The sequence below is a fragment of the Caldalkalibacillus uzonensis genome (assembly GCF_030814135.1).
Lineage (GTDB): Bacteria > Bacillota > Bacilli > Caldalkalibacillales > Caldalkalibacillaceae > Caldalkalibacillus > Caldalkalibacillus uzonensis.
On record NZ_JAUSUQ010000011.1, the window covers coordinates 22,534 to 35,182 of the forward strand.

Annotated in this window: 9 protein-coding genes; 4 read left to right on the forward strand and 5 right to left on the reverse strand. The window is 47.9% G+C overall.

Annotated elements, in window-relative coordinates; all coding sequences use genetic code 11:
• Positions 1-35: 35 nt before the first annotated feature.
• Positions 36-4,661 carry a glutamate synthase large subunit gene (gene gltB / locus J2S00_RS14015; RefSeq protein ID WP_307341007.1) on the forward strand — a complete coding sequence of 1,542 codons (4,626 nt, stop codon included), beginning with the start codon at positions 36-38 and terminating at the stop codon, positions 4,659-4,661.
• A gap of 81 nt (positions 4,662-4,742) precedes the next feature.
• Here gltB and J2S00_RS14020 read toward each other — a convergent pair whose 3' ends face one another.
• Positions 4,743-5,057 carry a DUF1811 family protein gene (locus tag J2S00_RS14020; RefSeq protein ID WP_307341009.1) on the reverse strand — a complete coding sequence of 105 codons (315 nt, stop codon included), beginning with the start codon at positions 5,055-5,057 and terminating at the stop codon, positions 4,743-4,745.
• 119 nt (positions 5,058-5,176) lie between these two features.
• Complete coding sequence (locus J2S00_RS14025) at positions 5,177-6,355, reverse strand: GTP-binding protein (RefSeq protein ID WP_307341012.1); 1,179 nt, start codon at positions 6,353-6,355, stop codon at positions 5,177-5,179.
• 349 nt (positions 6,356-6,704) lie between these two features.
• Here J2S00_RS14025 and J2S00_RS14030 point away from each other — a divergent pair, with 349 nt between their 5' ends.
• The gene (locus J2S00_RS14030) at positions 6,705-7,205 is read left to right on the forward strand and encodes a LysM peptidoglycan-binding domain-containing protein (RefSeq protein ID WP_442319990.1); all 501 of its coding nucleotides are present in this window, start codon (positions 6,705-6,707) and stop codon (positions 7,203-7,205) included.
• A gap of 118 nt (positions 7,206-7,323) precedes the next feature.
• Here the strand turns inward: J2S00_RS14030 and larA are convergent, their stop codons facing one another.
• Positions 7,324-8,586 carry a nickel-dependent lactate racemase gene (larA, locus tag J2S00_RS14035; RefSeq protein ID WP_307341014.1) on the reverse strand — a complete coding sequence of 421 codons (1,263 nt, stop codon included), beginning with the start codon at positions 8,584-8,586 and terminating at the stop codon, positions 7,324-7,326.
• A gap of 76 nt (positions 8,587-8,662) precedes the next feature.
• Positions 8,663-9,808: a glycerate kinase gene (locus J2S00_RS14040; RefSeq protein WP_307341016.1), complete on the reverse strand. Its 1,146-nt coding sequence runs from the start codon at positions 9,806-9,808 to the stop codon at positions 8,663-8,665.
• A gap of 154 nt (positions 9,809-9,962) precedes the next feature.
• Between J2S00_RS14040 and J2S00_RS14045 the strand changes: the two genes are divergently transcribed.
• Positions 9,963-11,036: a CdaR family transcriptional regulator gene (locus J2S00_RS14045; RefSeq protein ID WP_307341019.1), complete on the forward strand. Its 1,074-nt coding sequence runs from the start codon at positions 9,963-9,965 to the stop codon at positions 11,034-11,036.
• 99 nt (positions 11,037-11,135) lie between these two features.
• Here J2S00_RS14045 and J2S00_RS14050 read toward each other — a convergent pair whose 3' ends face one another.
• Positions 11,136-12,050 (reverse strand): DNA-3-methyladenine glycosylase family protein, encoded by a 915-nt coding sequence (locus J2S00_RS14050; RefSeq protein WP_307341022.1) that lies wholly within the window; start codon positions 12,048-12,050, stop codon positions 11,136-11,138.
• 216 nt (positions 12,051-12,266) lie between these two features.
• Between J2S00_RS14050 and J2S00_RS14055 the strand changes: the two genes are divergently transcribed.
• A complete protein-coding gene (locus tag J2S00_RS14055; RefSeq protein WP_307341024.1) occupies positions 12,267-12,632 on the forward strand; it encodes a GAF domain-containing protein in 366 nt (121 codons plus the stop codon).
• The last annotated feature ends 17 nt before the right edge of the window (positions 12,633-12,649 follow it).

Sequence of the window (12,649 nt, forward strand, 5' to 3'; positions counted from 1 at the left end):
CTGACAAATATCAAACAACAGTGGGAGTGGAGCTCATGAGACAGAACGGACTGCCTGAAAAACAGGGACTTTATGATCCCCAATTTGAACACGATGCCTGTGGAATCGGCTTTTTAGCTCATATGAAAGGTAAAAAATCGCATGCCATCGTGCAAGATGCGTTACACATGTTACGCAATTTAGACCACCGGGGCGGACAGGGGGATGAACCGACCACCGGAGATGGGGCCGGTATTTTGCTGCAGATTCCCCATGCCTTTTTAGTCAAGGCCTGTTCCCAGGAAGGTATCAACCTTCCCGCTCCCGGCGAATATGGTGTGGGCATGATTTTTCTCCCTCATGATGATGAAGTGCGCAGTCAATTTGAATCCATCGTAGGACGGATCATAAAAGAAGAAGGGCAAACCTTGCTTGGCTGGCGTACGGTTCCCGTGGAAAACGAATTTTTGGGCCAAAGAGCCAAAGCCGCCCAACCGTTTATCCGTCAGGTATTTATTGGCCGCAGTGCTGATCTGACAGATGATCTGGATTTTGAGCGCCGCCTGTACGTGATCCGCAAACGGGCAGAAAACGAAATCGGGGCTCTTGAAGAGGTCAAAGACCATCCCTTCTACGTTGCCAGCCTGTCCAGCCGGACAGTTGTCTATAAAGGGATGCTCACTTCTGACCAGTTGGACCGTTTTTACCTGGATCTCAAAGACCCGGATGTCACCACGGCAGTCGCTATGGTGCACTCCCGGTTCAGTACGAACACTTTCCCCAGCTGGGAGCGTGCCCATCCCAACCGCTATACCATTCACAACGGGGAGTTTAACACTTTAAAAGGCAATGTGAACTGGATGCATGCCCGTGAAGCCGTATGTGAATCCCCTTATTTTGGCCAGGACATGGAAAAAATCCGCCCCGTCATTGATCAGGATGGCAGTGACTCTGCCATGTTTGACAATGCCTTGGAGTTCTTGATGTTATCGGGACGTTCTCTGGCCCATGCCGTGATGATGATGATTCCGGAACCGTGGGTTCATGATCAGCATATGGATCCGGAAAAACGGGCCTTTTATGAGTATCACAGTTGTTTGATGGAACCATGGGATGGACCGGCTGCCATTGCTTTTACGGACGGAAAACAGGTGGGCGCTTGTCTGGACCGCAACGGCTTGCGTCCTGCCCGCTATTATGTCACTAAGGATGAGCGGGTGATTATGGCTTCTGAAGTCGGTGTCTTGGACATCCCGGAAGAGAATATTGTGCTTAAAGAACGGTTGCATCCTGGCCATATGCTGCTGGTTGACCTGGAAGAGGGACGCATTGTCTCCGACCAGGAACTAAAACAACAAATCGCCACAGAACACCCTTACCAGGAGTGGCTGGATGAACATTTAATTGACCTGGATGAGCTTGAAACGAACAATCCTGAAATGCCCCAAGCCGATTTTGACAGCTTAACCCAGCGTCAAAACGCTTTTGGCTACACCAAAGAAGAACTGGATAAAATGATCAAACCAATGGTGGAGGGTGGCGAAGATCCAGTCGGATCCATGGGCTATGATGCCCCCTTGGCGGTGTTGTCTAAAAAGCCACAGCTCTTGTATAACTATTTCAAGCAAATGTTTGCCCAGGTAACCAACCCGCCTATTGATGCCATCCGCGAGGAAGTGGTCACAGCGGTCAGCACCACTATCGGTCCGGAGCGCAATTTGCTCCATCCTGAACCGGAAAGCTGCCGCCATATTCGCCTGGAGACACCGATTTTGACCAACGAACAGCTGGCTCGCCTCCGGGCCAACACCCGCGAAGGGCTCAAGGCAGCCACACTGCCTATCACGTTCCCTGTCGCTGAAGGTGAACAAGGCCTGGAAAAGGCTCTGCAAGCCTTATTCCAAGCAGCGGATAAAGCGTTGCAAAGCGGTGCAAGCCTCCTGATTTTGTCTGACCGCAATGTGGATGAAGCGCATGCTGCTATGCCTGCGCTCTTGGCTGCTTCAGGTTTGCACCATCATCTCATCCGTCAGGGCACACGCACCAAAGCCAGCATCATTGTCGAATCTGGAGAGCCGCGGGAAGTCCATCATTTCTGTGTGCTCCTGGGTTACGGCACTGATGCAATCAACCCGTATCTTGCCTTTGAATCTATTGAATATATGGTTGAAAATCAAATTCTGAAAGACATCACGGTGGAGCAAGCCATTGCCAAATATATTAAAGCGGCGACCAAAGGGATTCTCAAAGTCATCTCCAAAATGGGGATCTCCACCATCCAGAGCTACAAAGGCGCACAAATCTTTGAAGCGATCGGTATTGCCCAGACTGTGATCGACAAATATTTCACCTGGACCACCTCCCGCCTGGGCGGCATCGATCTCGACATCATCGCCAAAGAGGCCTTGCTCCGCCATGAACGGGGCTATGGAGATCCTGAACAGGCCCAGCAGCTGGACAGTGGAGACGACTTCCAGTTCAGACGCAATGGCGATACGGAGCACATGTTTGAACCCAAGGTGATCCACCAGCTGCAAAAAGCTTGCCGTAACAACGATTATGAGGAATACAAAAAATTTGCCGAACTGGCCAACAGCTTCCATGAGAAACAAAACAGCTTGCGCGGTCTGCTTAAGTTTAAAACAGACCGGCAGCCCGTCCCCTTAGACGAAGTAGAGCCGGTCGAATCCATCTGCCGCCGCTTCAAAACGGGCGCCATGTCCTATGGGGCTTTAAGCAAGGAAGCCCATGAAGCTCTGGCCATTGCCATGAACCGCATCGGTGGCAAAAGCAACTCCGGTGAAGGGGGAGAAGATCCGGCCCGCTTCACCCGTGACAAAAACGGTGACTGGCGCCGCAGTGCGATCAAGCAGGTTGCATCCGGCCGCTTTGGGGTGACCAGTCATTACCTGACCAACGCCGATGAGATTCAGATCAAAATGGCCCAAGGAGCCAAGCCGGGCGAAGGGGGACAATTGCCGGGGAACAAAGTGTATCCGTGGATTGCAGAAGTGAGAGGTTCTACCCCGGGTGTCGGACTGATTTCACCGCCTCCGCACCATGACATCTACTCAATTGAAGACCTGGCCCAATTAATTCATGATCTGAAAAATGCCAACCCTCAAGCCCGCATCAGCGTCAAGCTGGTTTCTGAAGCGGGAGTAGGCACTGTGGCAGCCGGAGTGGCTAAAGGCCGGGCCGATACCGTATTAATCAGCGGCTATGACGGCGGTACAGGTGCAGCAGCCAAAACGAGCATTAAGCACGCCGGTTTACCCTGGGAACTGGGATTGGCTGAAACTCATCAAACGCTGGTCCTGAACAATTTGCGTGACCGCATTGCTGTTGAAACTGACGGTAAAATGATGACGGGGCGTGATGTGGTTATTGCCACCCTGCTGGGAGCCGAGGAGTACGGCTTCTCTACCGCTCCTTTGGTGGTGCTCGGGTGCGTGATGGCCCGTGTCTGCCACCTGAATACATGTCCGGTAGGAGTAGCCACCCAAGATCCTAAACTGCGGGAACGCTTCAAGGGTGATCCGGAATACATTGTCAACTACATGCGCTTTATCGCCCAAGAGGTCAGAGAATTAATGGCCCAGCTCGGCTTCCGCACCATTGATGAAATGGTGGGCCGCACCGATGTGCTTGAGCCGAAGCAAGCCATTGACCACTGGAAAGCCAGCGGTCTTGATCTGTCACCGCTGCTTTACCAGCCTCCGGTGGAAGGCCAGCACAAACGTTACAACTCTCAAAGACAGGATCATGGTTTAGATCAAGCGCTGGATAAGCAGCTGATAGAACGCTGCGGACCGGCCCTGGAGAAACAAGAAACAGTGGAAGCCTCTTTCCCAATCAAAAACACCAACCGTGTGGTAGGCACCATGCTGGGACATGAAGTGACGAAGCGTTACGGTGCTGAAGGCTTGCCTGAAGATACGATCCGCCTGCACTTTACCGGTTCAGCCGGCCAAAGTTTTGGCGCTTTTGTACCCAAAGGGATAACCTTAACCCTGGAAGGAGACGCCAACGACTACTTCGGCAAAGGACTGTCCGGCGGCAAGCTCATTGCCTACCCGTCACCCAAAGCCACATTTAAAGCGGAAGAAAACATGATTATCGGTAACGTCGCTTTCTATGGGGCCACCGGGGGTGAAGCTTATATCCGCGGCTTGGCTGGAGAGCGCTTCTGCGTCCGTAACAGCGGAGCCCGGGTGGTCGTGGAAGGTGTCGGTGACCACGGGTGCGAATATATGACTGGCGGCCGGGTCGTGATTCTTGGTCCGACTGGCAAGAACTTTGCAGCTGGTATGTCCGGCGGTATCGCCTATGTGCTGGATGAGAAAAACACCTTTAAATCCACCTGCAACACAGAATTAATCGAGTTTGAATCCTTGCAAGATCCCGCTGAAATCGCAGAAGTTAAGGCGATGATTGAGAAGCACGTGCAATATACGGGAAGCGAACATGCTAAGAGAATCCTGGAGCAGTGGGACTTGGTTGTGTCCTGCTTCGTCAAAGTAATTCCGAAAGATTACAAGCGTATGGTCGAGACCATTGCCCGTGTTGAACAAGAGCAAGGTTTAAGCGGATATGAAGCAGCCCTTGTTGCCTTTGAAGAAGTCGTCGGTACACAAACCAAGAAAAAGAAGAAAAAGCAGATTGCAGTATCTGCTAAATAGCTTGCTACCAAAGTAAACTGATCGCTGATCCACAAGCCACCCATAATAAAGACCCTGCCTTCTGGCCAGGGTCTTTATCTGTTAGTTCTCTTTTACCTCTTCTAATCTTCCAATGGGGAAACCACGTTCCTCCGGTGATGTATCCAGCTTCCCCCAAGCAAACACGCCGTTTATATACTCTACAGTGAAGATGCCTTTTTCACCGACAACTCTGTATGTGCCTCCTATTTTAATCTCAGCCGGATCCATCAGATACGATTTAGCCATGTAAAATTTTTGCTCCAATATATTAGCCTCAGAAATAAACCCAGCTTGCTCCTTTTTCCTTGCTTCAGCCAACAGCCGCCGCATTTCCCGCTCCAGTTCTTCCCTGCTCATCTCACTCATTCTGGTCATGTTGTCCCATCCCTTTCTCCCGGCTCTTTTCCCTATCATGCAAAAGTGAAAGGCCTGTATCCATTCTGTCCCTATTGTACATGAAATTTTCATGGGGATAAATGAGCACATGATACAATTTATGGTAACGGATCGACAAAGTCATCCGCCGAACGTTTGAACTCTTCATCTGAAACCAGGCACTCATCAAGGGATTTTGTCACCCTTTCAGGATCCAGATGAATCCCGATAAATACGATCTCATTAATTCTGTCACCATGCTCCGAAGCCAACGTTTGCTTCAATTGAGGTTGTTCAGCTAGTAGAGCCTCCCGCTCCTCTTCTGGCAAAGCAGCTATCCAGTAGCCGGCTGGACCGAATTGAATCGAAGGACCCGCTTGACTTATATTGTTAGCAACGTCTGGACGGGAAGCTAACCAGACCAGCCCTTTGGCCCGAACTATTTCTTCTGGCCACTCTTCAAACCACCGGGCCAGTCGTTCAGGATGAAAAGGCCTTTTGCGCCGGTATACATAGGAGTTGATGCCGTACTCATCTGTTTCCGGAGTATGTTCTCCTTTTTGTAATTCTTTGATCCATCCAGCCGATTGACTGGCCCGCTCAAAGTTAAACAAGCCAGTGTTCAAAATTTCCCTGGGATCTACCTGGCCATGGGAAGCCCTGATAAACTTGGCTGTCGGCTGCAGCTTGCGTAACAATTTCTCCAGTTTCGCCAAGTCCTGCTCATTGACCAGATCGCATTTATTTAATATGAGTACATCACAAAACTCGATTTGATCAATAAGCAGATCAACCACGTCCCGGGTATCATCCTCTCCCACCGCTTGATTGCGGTCCATCAGGCTCTCCCCTGAAGAGAAGTCGATCCAGAAACGGTAGGCGTCAACCACTGTGACCATGGTATCCAGGCGACAGTATTTGGATAAATCGATGCCCTGCTCCTCGTCCACATAGGTAAACGTCTGGGCAACCGGAACGGGTTCCCCTATGCCAGTAGATTCAATTAAGATGTAATCAAACCGGCCTTCCTTGGCCAGACGTTCTACCTCTACCAGCAAGTCTTCACGCAATGTACAGCAAATACAGCCGTTGGACATCTCCACCAGCTTTTCATCAGTGCGGGATAAAGCCCCTTCATTCTGAATTAAATTGGCATCAATATTCACTTCACTCAAATCATTCACAATGACGGCCACTTTCAACCCTTGTTTGTTGTTTAAGACATGATTAAGGATTGTTGTTTTCCCCGCCCCTAGGTACCCGCTTAAAACCGTCACAGGAATCCGTTTGTCTTCCATTGTTCTTCTCTCCCATATATAAAAATTTTTTACACCCTGCTTGGTATTTTCTTATAAAAAAACATCTTGTGATCCTAAGTAGTTTGTTTATAATAATTATTACGATTTACATTAGCCATTGTAGAGTAATAAATAACCTCTGTCAAATAATATATTCCTAATTATTCTGCTTTATGATCAGATTAAGAATACATCAATCAAAGGAGTTGTAGACATGCTTGACTGGCTCTTCATCGGAGGCGGAATTCAGGGTGATAAAGTTGGATTGCTGCCAGCTAGTAGTCATTTATCACCATTCCCCTTATGGTTACATACCCTAATATGAAAAAGTCTTAAGGGGGAATGACCTTTGCCTGTGGCTCATGGAACACATTTTATTTATACTGTCCGGCCCACTGATACACTTTATTGGATTGCTACCATATTAGGCAGCGATATCAATCAACTTGAACGCCTAAACGCCCTTTACCCACCATTTACTGATCCTGGCCTCATTTTTCCAGGTCAGGTCCTGATTGCCCCATCCGTTTTCTTTCCTGATGATCAAGTCATTTATATTGTGAATTGGGGAGATACCCTCGGTAGCATTGCTGATCGGTTTGGAACTACTGTGGAAATGTTGCTGGAGACGAATCCCCAGATTATCGACCCGGATTTGCTTGCTCCCAGCCAACTCATCAGGGTTCCTGCGGCTATTTATGTCATCTCTCCAGGAGACACGCTCTCCCGGATTGCCGAAACATTTGAGGTTTCCATCCAGTCCATTATTACAGCAAATCGAGGGCGCCCGTTTTTTTCACCGGATTTACTGTATCCGGGATATGGGCTAATTATTCCGCACACAGCATAAGGCAATCAACCAAGGAGCTGCCGGCTTGCTGTCCCTGACTAGCATCCAGCACAAACCTCTCTTTCTTCCATCCGGTTTAAGGGGCTGCCCCATGACATTGGGGGCAACCCCTTTACTTTTACTCTTCAACATAGGGAATCGTTAATGGACCGAGGGGAAGCACAGCTACACTCATATTTTCACCATATTTTTCCTTTAATTGTTCCAATGTGTGTTCGATATCATGAGTAGGATTGAACATGGCTTTTTCCACATCTTTGTCGGGCAAACTCGAATAAACGTAAACATCCGCCCAAACCTGGATGACGGCTTGTTTTTGTACTTGCCATTGGTCAAAGATTTTAAATGACGGGTCATTGATCATATCCAGGATTTCCTGGGGCGTTTTTCTCATTTGAAGGATCTTTGCGTAATTCCCATGATTGGGAAGACCGTCCGAACATTCCGCTGCACAAATAATGGTTCCGCCCTGTTTTACGATTTTATGCGCGGCACTCATCCCTTTTACAGCTTGATAAAGATTTTGATCCAACGGATAACCTGAATTCGATGTAATGACCACATCGAAACGATGCTCGCAACGGATCATCGCATGTTCTTTGGCAAATGCGCAGCCCCGGTCATGGGCTTGAAACAACTCCCCGGCAAATACCGCCGTAATTTCTTTCTCCCTGTTTAAGGTGACATTCAACAAGAAGTCAGGCGGACACATCCGGTTCACTTCCCGGGCCATCTCCTGGACTGGATTGTTTACCATATTTCCCCATGTGGCTAAAGGATCGCCAATCATCCGTGCATTGTGGAAGGTCATGATTGTTTCGATTCCCGCAATCCCCGGCATGATCCCTTTCGGTCCTCCGGAGAATCCCGCAAAGAAGTGAGGCTCAATAAATCCAGTCACAATCTTGAAATCGGCTTCCACATACTCCTTATTCAAATAAACATGACAGCCAAATCGGCTTTCCCCGACTTTGACCAACTCCTCTTTATTATGGCAATGATGATTGATGACACGAACATTGTCAACAACCCACTCGCCCAACATTTGAACAAATTCTTCTCTCGTTTGATCTCTATGGGTTCCGGTCCCGTTAATGATAACAAAGTTTTCAAGGGGAACGTGATGCAATTCCTTTAATAACCATGGAACCAGCTTGTGATTAGGGGTGGGACGTGTAATGTCGCTGATGACGATGGCCACTTTATCCGTTTTTTTCACTCTATCGCGTAATGGGGCTGTCCCGATCGGATTTCGCAAGGCATGAAGAACCGCTTCCTCTTCATTTTCAAGTCCAGGCAAGTTTTTTGGTTCAAGAATGACCGAATGATCCGGTACTTCAATCGCCAATCCTTGTTTTCCGTAAAGCAGTGTTGTTTTCATACAAGCCTCCCCATTTCCCAATTTTTACTTTTTTATTTCAATCATTTGTTTGATTTTCAATGTTTAGACCTCCTTGCTATTCATGATGAGCTGGATTTGCCATATATGTTCGTACAACTTGTTCCGCCGTTTGCGCCAGTAATTCTTCGGCACGATCGATCGCTTCCTCGAGGGACATTGGACCGCTGACAATACTATGAATACTATGGATCCCATATTGATAGAGGGTTTCCACTCCAGGCCCCACAGAGCCTGCTAAGACAAACACCGGTACCCCCTGCTTTTGGGCTTCCTGGGCCACTCCCATCGGTGTTTTTCCGGAAGCGGTTTGGAAATCGATTTGTCCTTCCCCTGTGAAGGCCAACTCAGCTCCTCTCATTTTTTCCCCCAGCCTGGTGAACTCAATCACAATATCGATCCCCCGTTTCATTGTGGCTGGGAAAAAGGCTTGAAATGCTCCCCCAATCCCGCCAGCCGCCCCCGCTCCAGGCAGGTCGTGCAAACGGATCCCTTTTTTCTTTTCCACCAGATCCGCCCAACGAGTGAGATAATGATCCAATTGTTCCACCATTTCCGGTGTTGCCCCTTTTTGCGGACCAAACACATGGGAAGCTCCATGAGGACCAATCAAAGGGTTTTGTACGTCGGAGGCAATTAAAAATTGGGACTCCTCAATACGAGGATCAAAGTTTCGATCATCAATATCGGCGATATCGCCCAAGGCCTGCCCGCCCCATCCGATGGGATTCCCTTTACTATCATAAAGCCGAATACCCAGAGCCTGCAGCATCCCTATTCCGCCATCATTGGTTGCGCTTCCGCCAATCGCCAAAATAAAACGGCGACATCCGTCATCAAGGGCTTTTTTAATTAACTCCCCCGTTCCGTAGGTTGTCGTTACCATGGGATTTCTCTCTTCGGGAGGGACGAGACATAGGCCGGAAGCGCTGGCCATTTCGATCACACAGGTTTCCCCATCTCCCAACACGCCATATGCTGCCTGAACCGGCCTGTGCAAGGGCCCGGTCACGGATACCGCCACCTTCCGACCGTTGGTGGCGGCAACAAGACTATCCAGCGTACCTTCTCCTCCATCCGCTACGGGAACAAGGACCGTTTCCGCTTTTGGCAGTACACGTTTAATTCCCTTTTCGATTGCAAGCGAAGCTTCCCATGCCGATACACTGCCCTTGAAAGAATCAGGTGCAATTACAATTTTCACGTTTTCACCGCCTCCCTGTAAAACGCTCTTAGTTATATATATTATAAAAATTTAAACCCCAAAAATCTTCAGTTAAAATATACAAAAGAAAGATTTAAATTATAGCATATTTTTGGTTAATATAAACATAAATGACACAGGGAGTGAAAGCAGCATGCTGACCAAGGAAATTGCCCGCGACATTGTAAAGGAAACAATGATACGGCTGAATCGAAATGTCAATATGATGGATCACACTGGAAAGATCATCGCCTCCGGAGATGCTTCCCGGCTGAATCAAATTCATGAAGGTGCTCAGTATGTTTTGGAGACCGGCCAACCCTTAATTATTCAAAATCCTTCACAATGGATGGGAGCCCTCCCTGGTATCAATTTGCCCGTTGTATTCCAAGGTCAAATTGTGGGAGTCATTGGAATCACTGGAGCCCCGGATGAAATCGGGCAAGTCGCGGAGTTGGTCAAAATGATCACAGAGATGATGATCAACCAAGCTTTTGTTGAAACTCAATTGGAATGGAAACAGCGGATGAAAGAAATTGTTTTCCATGAATTAATTCAACCAAAAACTAATTATGAAGGGGTGGACCAGCGTTTAAATCTGTTACAGATTCATCTCCATCCCCCATTTCATGTGACTATTGTTGAATTTGGAGAAATGACCATGAAAAGCCAGATGTTGATTAAAACGCTAGAAGACCTTCTTGATGACAAAAAAATGGTCACCGGCTTTCTTGGCTTCAACCGTTTGTTCATTCTTTCTTTCGGCCTTGCTGAACTCACCATTATACAAAATTTGGAAAAGGTTTGCGCGTTTATGAAACGGATGGGGATTCCACTAAAAATGGGACTGGGTTCCGCAGTGGAAGAAAAGGAAAAGATATGGATCTCTTATGAAGAGGCAAGGATTGCCCTGGATATGGGGACCCAAGATCAGGATCTCATTTCTTATGCTGACATTGAGACGAGAGCATTGCTTTCTCAAATTGACAGGGAGTTTAAACAAAAATTTACTTCCCGGATTTTGGGAAACCTTTCGCCTAAAGCACTCCAAACACTGGAAGTATTTTTTTCCTGTAATTTGAATCTGGCCAAGACTGCCAAAGCACTATATGTGCACCGGAATACGTTGATTTACCGTTTGAAAAAAATCAAACAAGATACAGGTTATGATCCCCAAAATTTTGAAGATGCCGTTACGTTGCAGATTGCTCTATGGATGCGGCAATAGAAGTGAACAATGTAGTAACCGATCCCTTCACCATCTATGCCCAAACGCTTGATGGTCATTGTCACTTCTTGTCCGCGTTTCACTTTCATGTTTATTCTCCTATCCAAGTGAACCCCATAAATATATGGTGACATAGCTGGCCCAGTCGGCGTAAGGTTTGACCCACTCCCGGCATTCTTCAGGCTCCGGCCGCCGTTCAAGCTGCTCAAGTTTTTGCAAGGCGTTGCGCAAGCCGATGTCTGCTGCCGGAAACAGATTGGGTCGGGCCAGGCAAAATAATAAGACACACTCGGCAGTCCACAGCCCAATGCCTTTTTCCCGGGTGAGCCGGTCAATAAAAGCCTCATTGTCAAGCTGGGCCAATTCTGTCAAGTTTAATTCACCGGATGCAACCTTACGTCCCACATTAATGATATATTCTGCCTTGCGGGCACTAAATTTATGTTGCCTGAGCTCTTCTATGGTAAGAGCAGCTAATTGGGCGGGTGTAGGCAACAACAAGTACTCCTGACCATCACACGAGATGGTTTGTCCATAAAAACGGGCTAAATTTCGAGAAAGTTGACGGGCAAAAGAAAAGTTAAGCTGCTGTTGGATAATGGTTTGCACGAGTCCCTCGTAAATTCCCTCATCTTGTATCAGAGGAAGACCACGCAAATGATGAGTTAAGCGGCGTAATGGCGGGTATGAATGAACGGCCTGATAAAATCGTACAAGCACATCAGTTTGCCACTGAAAGCGCTGGTTAAGGTGGTGTTGCAACCAATTTTGATCCGCACTGGTCAGTGTGTCTCCCTTGACAGTAACCCGGATCTGAGGGGTATCCACAGTACCCTCATTGGTTAATACGCACACCACGGGCTTCCAGTTTTCCTCCACCAGACTGTGCTTGATGCGTACGGCAAATGACAGTTCGTCTCCCTCTTCATTCACATGATAAAAAGGCTCCCTTGAACAGCGCTGGATCACCCTCGCAAAGTCATAGGGTGGCCGGGGCAGGATAACAAACTCCATGTTATGCCTCCTCAGTTCGTTTATAACAATTAACGCTAGACAAACAGAAACCTGTGTGTTTGTCCCTCCATTACCTTAAACTACTAGCGAATGACGGATCAAACTTTTGATACAATGATTTTATCATAAATCACCATTGAACTGACCCTCTAAGCCCAGCGTGGTCAGAGTGTTCAAACTTCACACATAGATCGTACAATGATGGAGGGAAGTTTTATGTCAATTAGAACCGATGTAGCATCCCTTGCCGCTTTAGCCAAAGTGCTGAGAAACCGAAATCTTAATCAAAGCTTTGCGGATGTTGTACGCACACTGCAGAAGCAAGTGCCCTATTTTGATTGGGTCGGCGTTTATCTGAGACAAGGGAACGCATCAGAATTGGTAGCGGCATCCGACCAAGACAAGCAACTGGAATGGGAAGCTAATGCCGAGCTACGCATCCCCATTGAAGACCAAGTTCAACAACAGGAATTAGGGAAAATTGTGGTTAAAAGCCGGGATCCCCTGTGCTTTGATATGACAGACGTTTCCACTCTGCAAACCCTGGCTCATGAGCTTAGCCAACGGTTGAGCCTGCATTGACTTATAAAAAGGTGTTC